The 20,467-nt window shown below is 38.4% G+C and carries 19 protein-coding genes; 8 read left to right on the top strand and 11 right to left on the bottom strand.

What is annotated here, in order from left to right; all coding sequences use genetic code 11:
- Positions 1–34 precede the first annotated feature (34 nt).
- On the bottom strand, positions 35–1,114 hold the full coding sequence (locus H6G73_RS02270) for a RuBisCO accumulation factor 1 (protein ID WP_190601325.1): 1,080 nt from the start codon (positions 1,112–1,114) through the stop codon (positions 35–37).
- 344 nt (positions 1,115–1,458) lie between these two features.
- Between H6G73_RS02270 and H6G73_RS02265 the strand changes: the two genes are divergently transcribed.
- The 3 genes from H6G73_RS02265 (at position 1,459) to H6G73_RS02255 (ending at position 4,440) form a co-directional block, all read left to right on the top strand.
- Entirely contained in the window at positions 1,459–2,361 is a 903-nt protein-coding gene (locus H6G73_RS02265; RefSeq protein WP_199317579.1) for a response regulator, read from the top strand.
- Between the two features lie 122 nt (positions 2,362–2,483).
- Positions 2,484–3,173: a bifunctional demethylmenaquinone methyltransferase/2-methoxy-6-polyprenyl-1,4-benzoquinol methylase UbiE gene (gene ubiE / locus H6G73_RS02260; RefSeq protein WP_190601324.1), complete on the top strand. Its 690-nt coding sequence runs from the start codon at positions 2,484–2,486 to the stop codon at positions 3,171–3,173.
- Positions 3,174–3,198: 25 nt separating this feature from the next.
- The gene (locus H6G73_RS02255) at positions 3,199–4,440 is read left to right on the top strand and encodes a DUF445 domain-containing protein (protein ID WP_190601323.1); all 1,242 of its coding nucleotides are present in this window, start codon (positions 3,199–3,201) and stop codon (positions 4,438–4,440) included.
- Positions 4,441–4,658: 218 nt separating this feature from the next.
- On the opposite strand, the gene H6G73_RS02250 is transcribed toward H6G73_RS02255, so the two are convergent.
- The 5 genes from H6G73_RS02250 to H6G73_RS02230 all read right to left on the bottom strand — a co-directional run bounded on the left by H6G73_RS02250 (position 4,659) and on the right by H6G73_RS02230 (position 10,382).
- Positions 4,659–6,248 (bottom strand): iron uptake porin, encoded by a 1,590-nt coding sequence (locus H6G73_RS02250; RefSeq protein WP_190601322.1) that lies wholly within the window; start codon positions 6,246–6,248, stop codon positions 4,659–4,661.
- A 142-nt stretch (positions 6,249–6,390) separates the two neighbouring features.
- Entirely contained in the window at positions 6,391–6,981 is a 591-nt protein-coding gene (locus tag H6G73_RS02245; RefSeq protein WP_190601321.1) for a Crp/Fnr family transcriptional regulator, read from the bottom strand.
- Positions 6,982–7,536: 555 nt separating this feature from the next.
- On the bottom strand, positions 7,537–8,205 hold the full coding sequence (gene phoU / locus H6G73_RS02240) for a phosphate signaling complex protein PhoU (protein ID WP_190601320.1): 669 nt from the start codon (positions 8,203–8,205) through the stop codon (positions 7,537–7,539).
- 30 nt (positions 8,206–8,235) lie between these two features.
- Positions 8,236–9,570: a sensor histidine kinase gene (locus tag H6G73_RS02235; RefSeq protein WP_190601319.1), complete on the bottom strand. Its 1,335-nt coding sequence runs from the start codon at positions 9,568–9,570 to the stop codon at positions 8,236–8,238.
- Positions 9,571–9,629: 59 nt separating this feature from the next.
- The gene (locus H6G73_RS02230; protein ID WP_190601318.1) at positions 9,630–10,382 is read right to left on the bottom strand and encodes a winged helix-turn-helix domain-containing protein; all 753 of its coding nucleotides are present in this window, start codon (positions 10,380–10,382) and stop codon (positions 9,630–9,632) included.
- Between the two features lie 609 nt (positions 10,383–10,991).
- Between H6G73_RS02230 and H6G73_RS02225 the strand changes: the two genes are divergently transcribed.
- Together H6G73_RS02225 and H6G73_RS02220 are read left to right on the top strand one after the other, a co-directional pair.
- Positions 10,992–11,969: a hypothetical protein gene (locus tag H6G73_RS02225; RefSeq protein ID WP_190601317.1), complete on the top strand. Its 978-nt coding sequence runs from the start codon at positions 10,992–10,994 to the stop codon at positions 11,967–11,969.
- A gap of 192 nt (positions 11,970–12,161) precedes the next feature.
- Entirely contained in the window at positions 12,162–13,256 is a 1,095-nt protein-coding gene (locus H6G73_RS02220) for a hypothetical protein (protein ID WP_190601316.1), read from the top strand.
- Positions 13,257–14,028: 772 nt separating this feature from the next.
- Here the strand turns inward: H6G73_RS02220 and hisA are convergent.
- The 3 genes from hisA to H6G73_RS02205 all read right to left on the bottom strand — a co-directional run bounded on the left by hisA (position 14,029) and on the right by H6G73_RS02205 (position 15,524).
- Entirely contained in the window at positions 14,029–14,802 is a 774-nt protein-coding gene (hisA, locus tag H6G73_RS02215) for a 1-(5-phosphoribosyl)-5-[(5-phosphoribosylamino)methylideneamino]imidazole-4-carboxamide isomerase (protein WP_190601315.1), read from the bottom strand.
- A gap of 87 nt (positions 14,803–14,889) precedes the next feature.
- Positions 14,890–15,192, bottom strand: a complete 303-nt coding sequence (locus H6G73_RS02210) for a DUF3593 domain-containing protein (RefSeq protein WP_190601556.1) — start codon at positions 15,190–15,192, stop codon at positions 14,890–14,892.
- Complete coding sequence (locus H6G73_RS02205; RefSeq protein WP_190601314.1) at positions 15,189–15,524, bottom strand: DUF2499 domain-containing protein; 336 nt, start codon at positions 15,522–15,524, stop codon at positions 15,189–15,191. Before H6G73_RS02205 ends, H6G73_RS02210 begins: the two co-directional genes overlap by 4 nt.
- Before the next feature lie 32 nt (positions 15,525–15,556).
- On the opposite strand from H6G73_RS02205, the gene csaB reads away from it, so the two are divergent.
- The gene (csaB, locus tag H6G73_RS02200) at positions 15,557–16,600 is read left to right on the top strand and encodes a polysaccharide pyruvyl transferase CsaB (RefSeq protein ID WP_190601313.1); all 1,044 of its coding nucleotides are present in this window, start codon (positions 15,557–15,559) and stop codon (positions 16,598–16,600) included.
- Between the two features lie 69 nt (positions 16,601–16,669).
- On the top strand, positions 16,670–17,245 hold the full coding sequence (locus tag H6G73_RS02195; protein ID WP_190601312.1) for a Uma2 family endonuclease: 576 nt from the start codon (positions 16,670–16,672) through the stop codon (positions 17,243–17,245).
- An 11-nt stretch (positions 17,246–17,256) separates the two neighbouring features.
- Here H6G73_RS02195 and H6G73_RS24320 read toward each other — a convergent pair whose 3' ends face one another.
- Both H6G73_RS24320 and H6G73_RS02190 read right to left on the bottom strand, forming a co-directional pair.
- Positions 17,257–17,712: a sensor histidine kinase gene (locus H6G73_RS24320; RefSeq protein ID WP_242034095.1), complete on the bottom strand. Its 456-nt coding sequence runs from the start codon at positions 17,710–17,712 to the stop codon at positions 17,257–17,259.
- A 6-nt stretch (positions 17,713–17,718) separates the two neighbouring features.
- On the bottom strand, positions 17,719–19,095 hold the full coding sequence (locus tag H6G73_RS02190) for a c-type heme family protein (RefSeq protein WP_242034094.1): 1,377 nt from the start codon (positions 19,093–19,095) through the stop codon (positions 17,719–17,721).
- A 378-nt stretch (positions 19,096–19,473) separates the two neighbouring features.
- Between H6G73_RS02190 and H6G73_RS02185 the strand changes: the two genes are divergently transcribed.
- Positions 19,474–20,340 (top strand): hypothetical protein, encoded by an 867-nt coding sequence (locus tag H6G73_RS02185; protein WP_190601311.1) that lies wholly within the window; start codon positions 19,474–19,476, stop codon positions 20,338–20,340.
- Positions 20,341–20,467: the final 127 nt, after the last annotated feature.

The raw sequence follows: 20,467 nt of genomic DNA, 5'->3' as shown, positions 1-20,467 counted from the left end.
CTCAAAAAAACCAATTCCCTGAAAGCAAATTATCTTATTCATCAATTTGCCATACATCTTTAGTGAATTCCTGATCTAAAATCTTCTTGGCACGAACAATGATAATAATTTTGCCCAGGAGAGAAAGTTCTGGTTGAGTTTCAAACCATTGAAAATCAATTTCCTGACCATTATCAAACACAAAATAGCTGGAAGCATCCCATTGACGTTGAGCACGGTCTACTACTATTAAAACTGGTTCTGATTTGGCTTGGTTTGGGAAAATGTCACTTTTAGCCATGATGACGATGGGGTCTTCTGCTCCCAGTAACATTTGCCATCCAGGTAAGGGAACCCAAGCTTGATTTCCAGCATGTTTAACTATGCCAAAGGGTTCAATGGAGGAAACAAGAGGTACTGCTTGTAAATCTGCTGCTGTTAAAGGTAGTTCTCCAACTACAGGTAAAATTCGTGGTAAATCTTCGTCCGACTCTAACCGATAAAAAGGTAACGTGGGGGCCGGACGTTTGGGAGTGACTGTAAAATCAACTAATAGTTGTTCTAGCTGGGTTCTTGCTGTTTGGGTCTGGGCAAAACGCAATCCTCTGGCAATGAGACGCGATCGCTCCTGTAAATCTGAATTTTGCTTCGCTAATTTCCATGATTGATAGGCCACCGCATCCCCTGGATGAGCACTAAAACCATCTGGTAGTTTTGGCAACCAGGAAAAATCTTTCACAGCTTTGGCAATTTCTCTCGCTTCCAAAGCATCCAATTTGTACTTGAAGGTGAGATCGGCAGTAGTGGCCCGGTCTTCTTGGGACAGGGAACGTAACTCATACAGGATATCACTGGCTTTGCTGCCATAATAGGCCAGGGTCTCTGGAGAAGCACCACACTTTTCTAGAGAACTATAGACCTGAGCACCAACAATGACTTGGTTTTGCTGAATTGGCTCAAATCCAGTGGCTTCAAAAATTACTTGGGAATTATACCCAGCTTTTTGCAGAGTGGCGATCGCTATCCCCCATTCTACCCAGTTACCCTGTTTTTGCCTTAACTTGACTAGTAATTCTTGTGCTTGCTCATCCGCAAGATTGTCTGGATTTTGCTTATTGGGTGAGAGTTCAGTCATAATCTCAAATTTGATCGGAAATTTTGATATTGTAATTATTGATGAGCAAATGATACTCCTGGTGATTCCTCGTGGTTCCGTTTTTATTCCTCATCCCACATCGTGTTGATTGCCAAGGAATTCCAGCTACTTCCGTTTAAATACGGATATAGAATCTTATTTTAATCTTTAACCGTGCCAATTAAAAAAAATAAACTGTAATATGACAATTAAGAGTTATACACTAAGTTAAGTAAGGTAGTAACACACACATATGTATCACCAAGATAAATAAATCCTCAAATTTTAAAGCCCTTATTTTTACAAATAATTCCAATTTTGAAACTAATAAGTCGGGGAATCAATTGATTACTTTAGATAGATCAAAAAAACTAAAAATTTTAGTAGTAGATGATGAACCAGATAATCTCGATCTGCTTTATCGCACTTTCCGTCGTGATTTTCAGGTACTCAAAGCCGAAAGTGGTTTGAATGCTTTGGAAGTATTGGCAAGTGAGGGAGAAGTGGCTGTTATTATCTCCGACCAAAGAATGCCAGAAATGAAAGGTACAGAATTTTTGAGTCGGACTGTCCCCCAATTCCCTGACACGGTGAGAATAATTCTCACTGGATTTACAGATATTGAAGACTTAGTAGAGGCAATCAATGCTGGACAAGTCTACAAATACATTACTAAGCCTTGGGACCCTGGGGAATTAAAAGCAGTGGTACAAAGGGCGGCAGAAACCTATGATTTGCTCAAACAAAGAACAGAAGAATTACGCCGTGCCCAAGGACAAATTAACATATTAAGTGTCTTGGTAGAAGTGACTCAAGCTGCTACAAGTTTAGAGAGCAGTTTAGCACCAATTGCTAAAGCTTTTACTGAAACCTTCGCTGCTAATACTTGTATTTTGCAGTTAATAGCAGACAATTCTTTAACGGGAACTCAAGGAGTTTATAGTGATCATGGTGTGATGGCCAATTGGTTATCACAAGACCCATTAACTAGCCAAGCGATCGCTACTGGAGCAACCCAAATAGCATTAAATGTTGCCAAAGAACCCGCATTAGAAAGCAGCAGTATTTATCAAGAAACTGGGATAAAAGCTCATTTAGTTACGCCCATTACTTACCGAGGTAAGGTTTTGGGCGTTTTATCCCTGCAATGGCTACAACCTGTAATTTTACGAGAAGATGAACTCAAACTCATTCAATTGTCAGGGGAATTAGTAGCGATCGCCCTAGCGAGCAGTTCATTACAATAACCTACAGCTAAATCCATAGCGTGAAAAGGGTGTGGTATTTCCAATCATTGACTCCACACCCTACAAACTGCTGACAACAGCAAAGCAACAAACAAAACCCTCAATCCCCACCGCAAACTTGAGTGACTAACGAAATTCGTACCATTTTTGACCGGATTGCCCCTGTGTATGACCAACTCAACAATTGGTTAAGTCTGGGACAACACCATATCTGGAAAGAAATGACCGTCAAATGGAGTGCCGCCCAATCAGGAAATACTTGTATAGATTTATGTTGTGGTAGTGGTGATCTAGCCCTACGGTTAGCACGACGAGTCGGCAAAACAGGTAAGGTCTATGGAGTAGATTTTTCACCCAATCTCCTGGCCACAGCCCAAGAACGTAGCCAAAACTATCCACAAACAGCGATCGCTTGGGTAGAAGCTGACGTACTCAACTTACCCTTTGAAAATAGTCAATTTGATGCGGCCACAATGGGTTATGGCTTAAGAAACGTCCAAGACATCCCCCGCAGTCTCCAAGAAATATATCGCGTCCTCAAACCAGGAGGGAAAGCCGCAATCTTAGACTTTCATCGGCCTAGTAACGCCCAACTACGCGCCTTTCAGCAGTGGTATTTGCAAAACTGTGTAGTTCCTATGGCCACCAACTTAGGCTTAAAAGAAGAATATGCCTACATCAGCCCCAGTTTAGACCGTTTTCCTATTGGTAGCGAACAAGTGGAACTAGCTCATCAAGCAGGATTTTCCCAGGCAACACACTATCCCATTGCTAACGGTATGATGGGAGTATTAGTAGTCAGGAAAAGTTAAAATTCATCCTTAAGCCGAAAATCCTGTGGATTGGTCTCACCTCTGGCTGTATATCTCACCTCCCGTTCTCGGTGGAGTCATTGGCTATTTTACTAACGATATAGCCATCAAAATGTTGTTCCGTCCCTACCAAGCAATTTATGTTTGGGGACGCAGAATACCCTTTACTCCCGGCTTAATTCCTAGTAACCAGAAACGGTTGGCAATCAATATTGCCAATACAATCATGGGGTCGCTGTTAACACCAGAGGAATTACAAAATCTAGCCCGCAGATTATTAGAACCATCACGAGTAGAAGCTGGTATTCTCTGGCTCTTGCGGTTAGCAGTCGAGCAAATTCAAGGTGATAACAATGAAAAAACCGTCAAAGTTGTAGCGGGAATTTTACGTGATTTATTAGGAGAATCTTTACCTCGATTACTTAAAGTTTTAGCCCGAAAGGAAGATTTTTTAGAATCTCAAATTAACCAAATTTTTGACAAAGTCTTATTAGAATTTCAATTAAGTGAAGAACAAGCCAGAAGATTAGCTGATTGGCTAGTCCAAGTGGTTTTACCTCCAGATGTATTACGACTAGCAATCATTGATTTTTTAACAGATAAAACTATACAAACAATTGATGAAAGCTTTCGGGAAAAAACTAGTGGCACTTATTGGGTAGTTGCCAACGTCTTTGGCTTACGCAATACTCTCACCAGGTTAAGAACATTTTGTTTAGATGACAAAGAAGCGACTAATCAGCGTCTACAGGAATTAATCCAAGATTTACAAATGCGCGATCGCTTCAAAAAATTCCTACTCGAATTATCTTTGCAAAACTTACCCATTGGCACAGTTAGACAACTGCGAAAAACCACCAGAGATAGCGTCCGTCAATATTTACAAACCAGTGGTCGGAATTTGCTGCAAGGTCTAACAGAATCTGCTGATTGGGAAAACATCGCTGTTTTATTACTGAAACGCTTAAGTAACTCTGCTGTGGTTAACACTTCATTAGAAGTATTGGCACAGGAATTGGCTCTAATTTTAGAGCGTTATTTAGAAAAAGATTTAGAAGCGATCGTTGCCCAAGCTATACCGATTTTATCCATCGATCAAGTGATAGTGGAGAGAGTGAAATCAACTTCACCTGCTGATTTAGAAGCAGCTATCGAAGGTATTGTCAAAAACGAATTACAAGCTATTGTGACGTTAGGTGGTGTTTTGGGTTTTGTCGTAGGTTTATTTCAAGTCGGATTTTTAATTTTGACTCAAAACACAATGTAGAGAATTTATATAGCAGGTGACAGAGCTAAAAGCCTGTAGCGGGAGCAAGATTAATCTATTTTCGTTAGGACTTACGCAAGAACTCTCTGAAACTCTTATTCCTTCTTGTTCTTTGCGTCCTTCGTGGTTTGTTCTTTCATGATTTTACGTAAATCATGAAAATAAATAGGGGTTTAGCTATGCTAAACCCCTGCCAGATTATTTAATTCAACCTAATCTTAGAAAGTGAAGGTTGTACGCAGAGTACCTACGTAAACTGTATCATTGTTGTCGTTATTTTCAGGATTGAAGATAACTAACAAACCAGGAGTAACAAGAATGTTGTCAGAAATCTTCATCTTGTACAGACCTTCTAAATGATAGGTAGTACCAGACTCGGAAGCAATTTTGCTACCACCAGTTACTTTGGGTGGTTGACCGAAAATCAGACCTAGAGTGTTACCTTCTCTACCGAAGTCTTTAATACCTAAAGTAGCACCCCAATACCAAATATCTGCATCTCTGCCTGTGTCTCCAGTCAAAGCATCAGCCATGGTGTAACCTGCCCAACCGCCTAATGTGATCTTCGCACTGGGTTGGAAGGTTAATTGTAAACCGAAGTTATCGGATTTAGTACGTGAATTACCAAAGGGCTTGTTTGCAAAGTCACTACCTGTGCTTTGGAACAAGTTAACACTATCTCTTTGATAAGTCCGAGCGTATGCAAAACCAACATTCAGAGCTTGATTTGGCTTGAAAGATAATTGACCGAAAATGGTGTTACCACCGTCAAACAAACCGTTCCCTTCAGATGGGTCGCTAGCAACGTTTCTACCTTGAGCTATGTAAGCTGCGCTTAAGGTGAAAGGTCCATCAGGGTTAACGTTAACAGTAATACCAGCACCATCAGCAGCTTGGCGATAGATGGGGCTAAAACGTCCGTAGCGAGATAAAGCACCAGTACCACTGCTTCTGAAATCAGGGTTGAAAACGTTGACGTTCTCGTTTAACTCAGCACCAGTTGCGTCAACCTTGACTCTGATTTTTTCACCCAAGTTGAAAGCGTAGTTCAACTTGTCAACAGTAACAGAGTTATCTTCACCACCGTCATACCCTAGACGAGTTGTGTTGGTTCCAGTTACATCTTTGTTTGAACCAATATTTTTAGCTTCTAAACGGGTTTGTAATTGGTCTGTACCCATAAAGCTGCTGTTTAAGCTCAAACGTACTCGGTCAGAGAAAACAGTGTTGGAATCTAAATCACCACCACCAACTTTCTTATCACCAAAAGCTTGAGATACGTTGAAAATTGCTTCCCCTTGCAGTTTGGTGGTGGTGGAGAATTGATTTGCTTCTAGCTCAGAAGTGCGAGCTTCTAGAGCGTCTACACGACCACGCAGGGTTGCTAATTCAGCAGAAAATTCTTCTTGCAAACGCTGTAAGGTAGCCAAGTCTTGCTTGTTAACCATATCAGCAGTTGCTGTAGCGATGAGTTCGTTAACCCGATCTAAACAGGAGTTCAAACCTGCTGCGAATTCATAACGGGTTAAGGCACGGTTACCACGGAAAGTACCGTTGGGATAACCAGCAATACAACCATAACGCTCTACCAAAGATTGCAAAGCTTGGAAAGCCCAATCAGTGGGTTGTACATCGGAAAACTGAGATACGGAAGTTACTTGACCAATGCTGTTTGTTTCTTTGGTTAATTGAGCAACGCTAGTAACTTGCTGCTCGTTAACTTCAGCAGCGATAGCACTGTTGCTAGCTAAAAGGGTAGCAGCGATCGCTGGACTAACCTTGAGAACATTCCAAAATTGTTTTGTCATCTCTTAAACTCTCTCTCACACCTAACGAATCTGAGTTATGATAAGATCCCTTTTTACCGTCAGGGAATTTACACATAATTCTTCAAGGGCGATTATACCTGATTTACTCTACTTCACACAAGACGGTAATTAATTTTTGATACTAGACTATGGTGAACTGATCTTCGGGGTACCGAAGAATAATATTGCGTTTGTGACGGAGTAGTTTTCCCTCTGCCTCAAACTTTTGTAGAAGACGAGTGACTGTAACTCTTGTGGTATTTAAAACCTCAGCCATTTCTTGATGAGTTAGATGTAAATCAATTAATTGACCGGATTCTAAGTTTCGACCAAATTTTTGGGCTAGCCATAAGAGAAACTGCCATAACCGGAGTGAAATTGGTTTGCGATGTATCAGACTAAGTAATTGCTCTGTTTGTTGAATGTGATGAAATAAAGCTTTGATTTCTTGACTCCAAATTTGAGGAGGTAAAATACTCACCTCTACACTAGTCAAACATTCGATTTGATACGGATTAATTTTGGATAAAGGATAACCAATTACATCTCCCACCCCCCAGTAACCTAAGGTAATTGATACTCCCTCTTCGCTCCAGGTAGCAGTCCGCACGATGCCTCGCTCAATTCGCCACAGGACATCATGATTAAATGGCATGATTTCTCGACGAGTAAACAACTGTTGAGTTAATTCGTTATCAACGTTTCTTTTGGGAATTTGGCTTGTATATGTCATTGCCAGTTTAGATGGATAAAACGATGGGAGTCATGACTTTAAACTATTGATTTTTATGCAATGAAGTGTAATTTTTAACTATTGAACAAATATGAATATTCAATTGTCACCATCAAATAAAAATATTAAGGGTATAAACTATAATTCAAAGCAAGATATAGTGGAAAAATAAGTATGAATATCACGTTACGTGAACTAATTCACTTGCTCAAAATAGTAAATTTATATATAAAAAATTAGTAATTTTTACTTCTTTTTACTGGCTGGTAGCAGATATTTTTATATGTCCCATACACAACGAGGGATTACTAATCTAAAATTTTTAATCTCACATGGTATATGTACTAATTTTCAATTTAAACGAAATAGTTTAAGAACAGGTAAGGTATTAGTGAAATTTATATTATTGCAGTCCAAATGATACAACATCCTGTCGGCGGTTGCTTGGGAACATATGTGATAGGGGGAAATATTAAGCCAAAAATTACCCTAGCCGAATCCAAACACACGAAAAACTGGAAACTCTCAATCACAAGTCTTTCTGAATTTATGCCATCACGAACGTTGACCTGTGACAATATATGCAACTCTTTGACCAATATTGGTGGCATGATCTGCCATCCGCTCTAAGCAACGAATTGCTAAAGTGAGGAGGAGTATTGGCTCAATTACTCCTGGTACATCCTTTTGGTAAGCTAAAGTTTGATAAAGCCTCTCATAGGCATTGTCTACAGCATCATCTAAGTATTTGACTCGTTGACCACTGGTTTCATCTAAATCTGCTAAAGCTACTAAGCTAGTTGCCAGCATTGCTTGAGCATGATGGGACATGATGGCAATTTCTGGTAATGAGGCATGAGGTGGATAAGGAAAGATTTTAATGGCAATTTCTGCTAAATCTTTGGCGTAATCTCCTATCCTTTCTAAGTCACGAACTAACTGCATATACGCACTCAGACACCGTAGTTCTTTCTCGGTGGGTGCTTGTAACATAATAATAGCTGTGCAATCAGATTCTATTTGTCTATAAAAACGATCAATCTTCTTATCTAATCGAGGAAGTTCTTCAGCTGCTGTTAGATCACGGGCAAATAAGGCTTGGTGACTGAGGCGAAAGGATTTTTCTACCAAAGCACCCATTCGTAATAAATCCCTTTCTAAACGTCTAATGGCGCGTTCTGGCTGCGACATTTCGGGTTGTGGATTATAAAAAACAGCTTTCACACTTATATTCTCAAACTTGATTATATTGTTTTAACTATAATCTTGCCTGGAAAAGTTGGCTACGATTTCGGGAAGGAGAATTTGTATCCAGGCCCCTCCTGTTTGAGGGTGGTTCATAGCTTTGATTGTCCCACCATGGGCGATAATAATCTGGCGCACAATTGCCAAACCCAGGCCACTCCCAGCTATTCCCGTTGTTGCGGTGCTTCCCTCTGTGGCTGGAGAACGATATCGGGCTTTATCTCCTCGGTAAAATCGGTCAAATACATAAGGTAAATCACTCAAAGCAAAACCGTCTCCTGAGTCAATGATATTAATTTCCAAGCCTGGAGATTGGGAATTGCTGTAGAGAATATCTGGGGATGAGATAATTTTAGTCTCAATATAGATGGTGCTGTGGGAGAGACTATATTTAATGCAGTTATCTAGCAAGTTGACAAATACTTGATACATGCGAGATTTATCTGCATTGATGGAAATGGTGGGTGGTCCAGAGTAAATCATTTTTAAGGACTGTCTCTGAACTAATGGTTCTAGGGTTTCCCAAACGGAGGTAATGAGCGATCGCACTTCCACCAATTCTAAGTTTAAATGCATGGTGGGGTTGGTTTCCATTTGGGTTAGTTCTAACCAGCTTTGGACTAAATTAATGAGTCGGTCTACTTCCTGCATTAAGCGATTTACCCAGCGGTCTAAGGGTGGTTCTAGACGGGTTTGCAGGGTTTCTGCCACCAGACGAATGGAGGTAAGAGGGGTTCTTAACTCGTGGGCTAAATCGGAAAAGGAGCGATCACGTTCTTGGTTAAGATCCAATAAAGGCTGACGATTTTCTAAAAATACCCCCACCCGTCCTTGGGGCAAAGGTAAACTAGAAGCCCGCAGTGCTAAAGACTTCAACTCGACAATTGCATTAGCATCTTCACAGGAAGGATGAAAAACCCATTCTCGTACCTGCGGCTTTTGCCAATCACGAGTTTGCTCAATTAACTGGTCTAATTCATAAGACCTTACCAACTCCAGCAACAACCGCACCTGTCCTGGTTGCCATCTTTGTAAATGTAATATTTCCTGGGCTTGCTGATTGCACCACAACAGTTGATTTTCTTCATCAACCTGCAAATAACCTAATGGCGCAAAATCCAGCAATTCCTTGTAAGTTGCTAAGGACTGCTGTAAATCCTGCTGTTGTCGCTTCACCATCGACATATCCTGCCGAAAGCGAGACATAAACGGTAAAGCAATCTTGTAAGAATGTGAGTTTAATGGTTGAATGACTCGCTCCAGATAACGATTTAGCTGAACCTGTTGCCAAAACCAAAACCCAAGGCCGACCGCCAAACCCAGAAAAAATCCCAATAAGAGCATTTAAGTTGTTAGTCTTTAACTGCTATATGATTACTAAAAACTAACAACATCACCAGGAATTAGCCAAACCTGTAACCAAAACCTCTCACAGTCACAATATACTCTGGATGGCTGGGATCTTGTTCTAGCTTTTCCCTTAACCAGCGAATGTGAACATCTACCGTCTTGCTATCACCAACGAAATCTGGTCCCCATACTTGGTCTAACAACTGTTCCCTTGACCAGACCCGACGGGCATAACTCATAAATAGTTCCAACAGCCGGAATTCCTTTGGAGATAAGCTCACCTCTTGTCCACGTACCATCACCCGGCATTCCTGGGGATTTAAGCTGACATCTTTATATTTCAACACAGGGGCTGGAGGCAATGTACTCAGGCGTTGACGGCGTAGTAGCGCTCTACACCGCGCCACTAGCTCACGCATACTGAATGGCTTGGTCAAATAATCATCTGCACCTACCTCTAAACCTAATACTCTGTCTGTTTCGCTACCTTTAGCGCTCAAAATTAAAATCGGTACAGAGTTACCTTGATGCCGAAGTAAGCGGCAAATATCTAGTCCATTAATTTGTGGCAGCATCAAATCCAAAATCACCAAATCTAAAGGCGATTCTCCGGAATTGGATTCATAATGCTTGAGAAATTCCACTGCTGCTCGTCCATCACTAGCAGTGACCACTTCATACCCCTCTTCTTCCAAGGACACCACTAGCATTTCGCGGATGAGTTCTTCATCTTCCACAACTAGAACACGGCTACTCTGTCCTATATCAGTTCTGGCAGAATATTTAGTTAATTCGCTGGTATACATTTATGACACAAAATTGCTGAACTGTGTACTGATGCAAATCAAATTGAGCAGGTATCAGTGCATTCAGATTGATTGCAGTTTAGGTGCTAGCAGTAAATGTAACTTAAATTACATAAACATGTATATTATAAAGCACATTACCAGACAAAACACAAGACTGAAAGCGTGAGTAATTAGGAATAAAAAATTAAAAATTTCAGGACAGAAGTTAGATCAGTATTTTGGGAATTGAGACTGTGAGAGTTGATTCTATAAGAGTTAAGTTGATGCTGAAGTATTGACAATAGGATGGCACTTGATTATACTTTTAGTACAATTGAACTAAACAAATGTCATAGCTACCCAACATATAGCAATATTGACATCAACATCTGTATTATCCCTGATTTTGGTATTCACACTGTTCTAAAAGTGCATATTCAAAAACTACCCTAATGTCTGCATAGGCTGTGTCCTGGTATAGCAATGGACAGAACGGTTAGGACATTAACTAACACTAAAATCGAGACAGCCAAAGGCTTCTAGCACTGTCACCTGTCACCTGTTAACTGTCACCTGCTATATGTCTAATTACCAAATTAATTATTTTCTCTGGAAGGGAGTGGAATCATGACAACAAACAGTATCCAAAATAAGCAACAATTAGTGCAAACCTTTCAACAAATTCGGGCTGAACGCAAAAAAATAGAACTAAAAATTGCGACTAAGCAGGAAGAGGCAGAAAAAGCCAAAAATCAAGAAATACTGGCATTAGCTTCTCAATATACTGTAGATAGTATCGTTAAAGGTTTAGCGGATTTACAGTTAGAATTTGGCAGTATTGTTAATGCTCTTTCAGAAAAATTAGCCAGTGAGAATGCTAAATTAGACGAACTGAATCGGGGGATAGAGATTGAAAATCAACACCTCAAGGAATTGCAGCAAATTAGGGTGGTGGCTGATACATTAGATATTCTCAATCAAGAGCATCAAGAGAAATTGAGACTATTAGATCAAGATACTACGCAGAAACGGGAAGAATTAGAAAAAGAAAGTACCTATAAACGCAAAGAATGGCACAAAGAACAGGCTGAATTTACAGAAAAAATCCAAGCTACTAACGAATTATTAGTGAAGGAAAGGCAGAAAGAAGAAGAAGAATATTTATATAAATTGGAAACTACAAGAAAATTAAATACTGATGCCTATGAAGCCAAGAAGCGGCTTTTAGAGAGGGAAATAGCAGAAACTCTAGAACAAAAAGAAAAAGATTGGCAAGAAAGAGAGAAAGTTCTGAGTAGCAATCAAAAACTCTTCACCGAATATCAACAGAAGGTGGCAGCATTCCCCACTGAATTAGAAGAAGCAATTAAAAAAGCCAGGGAAGAATCAATTAAGGAAACTAGCCAAAAAGCGAAAATCGAAGCGGATTTATTTGAAAAAGAGTGGGAAGCCAGCAAACAAAGTTATGAATTAATAATTCAATCTTTAGAGGAGACGATTAAGAAACAGATTGAACAAATCGAAGGAATTTCCACTCAGTTACAGACGGTGTTAAAACAAGCACAGGATTTAGCAATGCGAGCTTTTGATAGTTCTAGTAAGTAATTTCTAGTACATGAATTTTCACCTAAGCCAGTCATAGAGAAATATCAATTCTTTTGTAGGGTGTTTTATGCACTGTCAATCATTACAAGTGCTTTCCCTACGGGGCAAAATATCCATTTTTCAACCTAGATTAGATATTTAGTATCGGCTTACTTAAATAGTTCAAATTTGAAGCGGGAATTTTTCACCATTATGCCAGTCAAAAAACCGAGCGATAAGAATACTAAGGCAGAGATTCTGCAAGCTTACGAAGAATTAACAAAGGAGCAAGAATTTCTTAAATCCCAACTAGAAAAAGTACAGAAAGAAACTCAATCTCTAGCTAAAGAAAAATCCAAATCTGAACCTAAGCCAGAACCCAAAACTAATATTATGCAGCCACAAACTACAGTTCAACAAAAAATGAATAATACAATTGAAAGTTTAGTGAAAATTCAGTTAGGGTTTGGCAGTGCAGCAAATGAATTGTCGGAACAGTTAACAAAAAGGGCTGCTAGTTTAGCGGATATTAGACAAGCTGTAAATACAGAAATTGAGCAATTATCCCAGTTACATAATTTAGAAATTTCTGATGATATCTTGGATAATCTGATTCAAAGTTATGAGGATAATGAAAAGACTTATCAGGAAGAATATAACCAACGCTATGAAGTATTATCTCAGGAAATATTAGAACTGAAAAATGCTTGGAGTAAAGAACAGGAAGAACATCAACGATTGATTAAAGAGCGTAATGAAAATTTCCAAAAAACTCAACAAAGGAATGAAGCGGAATATAAATATGACTTGGAATTACAGCGTAAATTGGCAATAGATGAATATGAGCAAGCTCAAAAACTATTATATAAAGAATTAGAAGAATTACAACAAAGTACAGAAAAGCAGTGGTCAGAACGAGAAAAATCGATTGCAGAAAGAGAAAAGGAATTTGGTGAATTAAAAGCAAAGGTAGAGGCTTTCCCGAAGGAGAAAGAATTAGCAATTAAAAAAGCAACTGATGAGGGTAAAGGTATTGCGAGTTATCAAGCTAAAGTGAAGGCTGATTTATATGCTAAAGAAGTGGATGGTCAAAAGCGTTTTTATGAACAGAGAATTCAATCCTTAGAACAGACAATTAATAATCAAGAAACAAGACTGAAAAATCTCTCGCAACAACTAGAATCTGCTTTAAAACAAGTTCAGGATTTAGCTGTAAAAGCTATTGAAGGCAGTGCAAATATTAATTCTTACCAAGCGATTAAAGAGATAGCTTTAGAACAGGCAAAAAGTCAAGCCAAAACTAAATAAATCTGCTTTATAGGGGTGGAAAATTCACCCCTATGATGGCAATAATCAACAAAATGAAGTAAGTTTCGCAAATAAGAAAATTTATGTTGGTATATCAGAGAGTTGTATTTGCCATATTTATACGTATTTTCTTCTAAATTATTCCTTTTTTTCATACCTAAATTACTCTGTTTTTGGTTTACCTAAGTTCTGGGGTGGTTGTAATCTTCTAGGGGAACGAGTGTAGTTTCTACGTCGCTTGTTATTGTTGTTAGTATTTTGGTTAGACATAAAGCTTGGTGGTAAAATTACTACTAGAAAATACTTACATGAGCAATATTACCCTTTCCAGATATTTTTCACATCAATTTTATCGAAAAAAACCAAAAAAATAGAGACGTGTGATATTTACGCCTCTACGGTCAGAGAAAACCCATTATTTGTAATAAAAATCAATAACTCAGTCAGCAAATAAGTAAAAAAATAACCCAACTCTAATGTAACTATTTTCTGGATATAGCGATCGCCCGTGTGAGGACATCCACTGATAATCAAACCCAGATAGCAAAAGACTTTTCACACTCCTGCCTGTGGCCTGATAGTTGGGAATACAAGCTGAATTCTCTCAATTTCGGAAAAAAAGAAAAAATAACCGACTATTCAGCCGGTTAGACAGTTGAAGTAAATACTGGTATAGCCCTAGACAAGATAGTTAAGACATTAACTACAACTAAAACTTAGACACACAAAGGCTTTTAGCACTGTTACCTGTCACCTGTCACCTGCTATAAATTTACGCGAAGGTAGAAAAGCCTAAATTAGGGGGAATATCTTGAATACGTCCTGCACCAACAGCTTTTACTGCTTCGGTGAGGGCAATATCTCCAGTATACAAAGCTTTCCCAACGATCGCTCCTGTGACACCTTGGGGTTCTAAAGCTAACATACTTAATAAATCAGTAACAGAACTAACTCCCCCAGACGCGATGACAGGGATAGAAATTGCACCAGCTAATTCTCGTAGCGCATCTAAGTTGGGCCCAGAGAGAGTACCATCACGATTGATATCAGTGTAAATGATGGCTGCTGCACCTAATTCTTGCATTTGCACTGCTAGTTGGGTAGCTAATACCTGAGAAGTTTCTAACCAACCTCTAGTAGCAACTAGACCGTTACGGGCATCTATACCCACAATAATCTGTTGGGGAAACTCTTGACACAGTTGTTGGACTAACTGGGGTTGTTCCACTGCTACAGTACCCAAAATTGCCCACTGTACACCGAGACTAAATAATTGTTGCACACTGGAGCGATCGCGCAAGCCGCCACCCACTTCAATGGGGACAGAAACAGCACTAGCAATGGCTTCTATAGCAGCTAAATTCACTATATGACCAGCTTTTGCACCATCCAAATCAACTAAATGTAATCTGGTTGCACCTTGGTCTACCCAGAGTTTAGCCACCTCTACAGGGTTTTCGCTAAAAACTTGTGATTGTGCGTAATCTCCTTTATAAAGTCGGACACAACGACCTTCTAATAAATCAATTGCAGGTATTACTTCCATAATTTCTCATAGCTAATTGCTAATAGGTGATGGGAAAAATTATCACTGTTTTTCCCATCTTTGCATTCTCCTGTCTGACTAATAATTTCAGACTTGGGAATTTTTCTGCTTTAATTGCTGCACAGCTTGACGGAACCCCACCACAACCAAAATGTTAGCAAGGGTTAAAAACACCTCTGCACCCCCATGCAACCAATCTATATTTGCTAAAGCTTCGCCATAATGAACTTTGGCATAAATCCCCGCTGGGATAGTGACAAATACAAATACCAAAGTCCCGTAAAATCCATATAATGCTAAGGGTGGCATTTGTTTACTGCGGGTCAAAAACCACAAAAAACCCAAATAGGGGAATAAAGACAGGGCAAATAAAGTATCTTTGGACATTATGACTTTGATTTGATAGGTTGGGTTTCTACTGTGTTGGTTGATTTAGCAGTACGCCAAATCCAGAATGCTGCTGCCCAAAGAGTAAAATTACCAACTAAGGTCATGGTAGCTTGGAGAGTAACTAACCATTCCAGAGATTCAGCGTTGTCGAAATAATGCCAGGTGCAAGCACACATAGCACTGATTAAAGCTGGTAACATGGCAAAGGACAATCCCCACCAACTGCGATTACCTGTGAGTTCGCCGTAATTCCAGATTAACCAAATAGCGACAATCCATTCAATGACGCTAGAAACGTGAATAATCCAGGTGGGAATTGATAGTGCGTGCATAGAAATTCAAAATCCAAAATCCACAATCAAAAATGGTCAAGATGAGGGCGTTATTATCTGGGTATTACGGTAAAGGTAACGGTGGAGACGAAGCTTTATTAGCAACGCTTTTGCAAATGCTACCACCTGATGTAACGCCTGTGGTGCTGTCTGGAAATCCTGAAGAAACTAGCCGACGCTATGGGGTGGAAAGCTACAACCGCATGGCGCTATTCCCGGTTTTAAAGGCTTTGCGTTCTTGTGATGCCTTCATTTGGGGTGGTGGGAGTTTAATGCAGGATGTAACTAGTCGCATCAGCCCTTTCTATTATGGGGGATTAATGGCACTAGCGCAGATGCTGGGGTTAAAAACTGTGGCTTGGGGACAGGGAATAGGCCCATTGGTGCATCCCCAAACTCGATGGTTAGCGCGACGCAATTTTGCTGGTTGTACTAAAGTTAGTGTACGCGATCGCTCCAGTTCTGCCCTCCTATCAGATTGGGGAATACCTCATATTCTTGCACCCGACCCGGTGTGGGCCTTAGAGTCCAAACCAGTACCAGAACTTGCAGACTTACCCACACCGAGAATTGCCCTCACCTTAAGAAATCATCCCCACCTCACTCCAAAGCGGCTAACTAACCTAACTCGCGCCTTAATCGATTTGCAAACAGCCACCCAAGCATTTATTTTATTACTGCCATTTCAAAAAAGCGAAGATTTAGAAATAGCTGAACAAATTCAACCCCAATTAAAAAATAGTAGTCAAACTATCTGTTTAGAAGACCCACAACTATTAAAAGGTGCATTTCGCGGTGTAGATATGGCCATAGGTATGAGGCTACATAGTTTAATTATGGCAGCCAGTGAAAATTGTCGCTGTTTTGCCCTTAGTTATGACCCCAAAGTCAACCGCTTAATGGAAAACTTAGCAATACCTGGATGGGATTTAAAGGATTTGCCAGATGATGCGAATTTAATTAGTCAAACCTGGATTGATTATTATCAACATGGTCAAGCTTTGTCATCAGAGAAAATCCAATCTTTACTTAATAATGCTTTTTTGCATCGAGAATTATTAAGGGAAATCCTTTAGTTTAAATACTAAACAAAATTTTTTCACTATAATTGAAATAAATGTGATATCCTCTTCAAATCTATTTCTATGACAGCCATCACCGTCAACTTAAACCCTATCATCCAACTTACCGATCACCAATTTTATCAACTCTGTCAGGAAAATCCTGACGTAAAATTTGAACGTAATGCCAAAGGAGAAATAATTATCATGTCACCCACAGGAGCAGGTACAGGAAATAGAAACTCAGAAATCAATGCTGATTTCGTAATTTGGAATCGTCAAAGAAAATTAGGTAAAGTTTTCGATTCCTCTACCTGCTTTAAACTTCCCAATGGTGCAAATCGTTCTCCTGATGTAGCGTGGATAAAAAACGAAAGATGGGATGTACTCACACTAGAAGAACAGGAAAAGTTCTCCCCAATTGCCCCAGATTTCGTTTTAGAATTAATGTCACCCACGGATAGCTTGGCAGAAACACGAGCGAAAATGATAGAATATAGAGACAATGGTGTAAGATTGGGGTGGTTAATTAATCAAAAACTGCATCAAGTCGAAATCTATCGTCCCGGTCAACCAGTGGAAATATTAGAAAAGCCTCAATATTTATCAGGTGAAGATGTTTTAGCTGGCTTTACATTAGATTTGCAAATAATTTGGTAATCAATATATATTTAACTAACCTGCTGCACAGGAATCTGAATATAAAAACTAGTCCCTTCCCCTGGTTCTGATTCACACCAAATCGAGCCTTTGTGTTTATCGACTACTATTTTATAACTAATTGATAATCCTAAACCTGTTCCTTGACCAATAGGTTTAGTTGTAAAAAACGGATTAAAGATTTTGGCTTGGATATCTGGGGACATTCCCATACCATTATCAGTAATTTTGACTCTTACAAATTGGTTATCAACCATTAAGGTTTCAATAGTAAGTTGTGGTTGAAACGTTTCTGATTCTGTTGATGTTAAATCAGCTTGTGCACATCTATTGACTAGAGCATCTAAGGCATTAGCCAGCAAATTCATAAATACTTGGTTGAGTTGGCCAGGGTAGCATTCAACCAAAGGTAAATCACCATATAATTTATTCACATCAATGGCTGGGTGTTTTGAGCTTGCTTTCAACCGATGCTATAAAATTATCAAAGTGCTATCAATTCCCTCATGAAGATTGACAGATTTCATCTCCGCTTCATCTAAACGAGAGAAATTACGTAAATTGAGAACAATTTGGGAAATACGCTCACTACCCATCTTCATAGAGCTTAACAATTTCCTTAAATCCTCTGTCAAAAATTCTAAATCAATTTCATCAAGATAATCTTGAATATTCTCTTCTGGTTGAGGATAGGTTTGTTGATAAAGTTTTACCAATGTAAGCAAATTGTCAGCATAAACATTAGCATGTTCAATATTACCATTGATAAAACTTAAGGGATTATTGATTTCATGGGCAATTCCCGCTACTAATTGACCTAAACTAGACATCTTTTCAGTTTGAATCAATTGCAATTGAGCTAATTGTAATTCTTGCAATGTCTTTTTTAATTCTGCTGTTCTTTCAGCAACTTTGTTCTCTAAATTAGAATAAGAATCCTCTAAAGAATCAGCCATACGATTAAAGACTTTTGCCATCATTCCCAGTTCATCACCTGCTGTATCATCAATACGAACTGTCAATTCTGGATTGATGCCAGCTTGCTTCATAGCCTGAGAAACCTTGCTAATTCTTTTACTAACTAACTTATCAAACAAGAAATATATCAGAATTATTAGTACGACTGTTAAGCCAATAAATGTTCCTATAACTGTAGTCAACATAGAAGCTTGATTGGCTCTTAAATCTTTGGTAGGAACATAAATCATTAATGCACTGACAATATCTCCCACCGGCCAGTTAAATCCATGGGTATTTCCATACTTTTCTACAACTTCCTTGGGTGCATCTTCTGGTTTACCATGACACTGCAAGCAGCTTGGTTCCATAGTTATTGACTGTGCTACATAAAAAAATTCTTGATTTGTATCTTGCTTATATCCTGTTAATTCTTTAATGGCTGGATTAGCTTTAAATCTAGCTATTATTTCTGTTTCAAAATCATCAGCTTGATTTTGTAAATTTAAAGGACTGGCCGCAGGTTGTTTATAAATATATCCGGGTATTTTCTCATTAAAAAATTCAAATATGCTCCGAGTGGCAAACGCATTTGATTTAGCTTCAAAAATCATGGCTGTGGTATGCTCTTCTACAGCCGGAGCTAATTTGTTAATTACATAATTACGACTTGCTTGTCCAAAATTAAGAACTAACTCACTACGGTTACGTGCTTCTTGCTCAAAAGCTTTCAATTGTAATTTATTTAATTTACATACCCCTAGTCCCATCACCAGAACTAGACAAATAATAACTGCTAAAGTAAATTTAAATTTAATAGAAATACAAAACACATTCTTAAATATACGCCTAAATTCATGAAAATAAAAGTTACTTAAATTATTTTGTTTCATTTTACACTTTTATTTTACTTAAACAGTGTTTGTGTAAATTATTGATTCAATCATAACCCTGTTTCTTTATCCAAACCTTTTCTCAGTTAAAGGTTGCATATACATATACACCGAGTTCAGAAGTTTTTCCTTTTACTCTTGCTAAAACCATATATAAACTCATTAGAGTTGCTACATCAAAGATTATCCACCTTATTATCTATAATGAAAATACTGTATATTAGTTGTATATATTTAAACGCGAACACAAGCATTTAGTATAAGTTTGCACTAATTGCATAATATGCAATATTTTATACAATGAATATATTTAACCTAAACTGTTGTAGTCAATGGTTTGGGGTGTATCTCTGCAAATTCACAAGACAATTTCAGTCAATGAGTACAAAATTTACAGGTAAAATTCATAGAATCACAATCAAACAAGGTAAAGCACCTTATGGATTTATTGCTCCTGATACACCAATACCTGGACATAAAGGGAAAATACGTTTTTTTGGAGACAAGTTAGTTGGAACTACAATTGATCAACTAGAAATAGGCAATTTAGTAGAATTCAGTCTTAAAGAATGGAAGAAAAGATTTGGTTCTGTTGAAAAAGTAGCTGAAGATGTAAAAATTATAAATTATAGCAATTTAGGTTCTAGTGATTCTCTCAATAGCAATAAACTTTTTATTTCTAGTAAAAATAGAGATAAAGTTTCTCTATTTTCTAATTTAAATGTTAAAGATTTTAAGTTAAGAATTATTACTGCGTTAGGACTTGGTACTGGTATATCAGACCCAGCAGAATTTGAGGATTATAGCTTCATGCTATTAAGACTTTTGGGCATTCATAATTTATACCAATACGATAAAAAGAGTCAAGCGGGCAAAGCAGATGGTTTTTTTATAGTGGGTAGCCTTGCAGTTATGTATGATTGTACCCTACGAAAAAACTTTGAAGAACACAAAAAAGAACAAATTGAAAATTATGTGAATAAATTAAAAAATTCCCAAATTACAATAGACGTTAAAATAACAGATGGACGTATCAAGAAAAAAACTCTTCAAATACAAGGTAAGAACCGCCAGGTGTGGATAATTACCCAAAATCAAACTAGAGAATTTTATGATGTTGATGGAATTCGTGTTAAAGAGGTTTCCATCCAAGATTTATTAAAAGTATTTAATAAAAGGCTACATTCAGATTCATTTGAAGAAGATGAACTTTCTGCAAATTTAGCAGTAATTGATAAAACATGATTTTATTTTTATAAATATGGTGAATGATTTCCGGTAGTGAATCGCCATACCCTGAATAATCACGTAGAATTTGCAATTCCCCTTCTCTTATCAAGAGAAGGGGTGAAGGCATTTAATTTATAGGTGT

Source organism: Richelia sinica FACHB-800 (assembly GCF_014698825.1).
GTDB lineage: Bacteria > Cyanobacteriota > Cyanobacteriia > Cyanobacteriales > Nostocaceae > FACHB-800.
The sequence above is the reverse complement of the archived record's forward strand: the minus strand, read 5'-3'. Positions and strand labels throughout refer to the sequence as shown.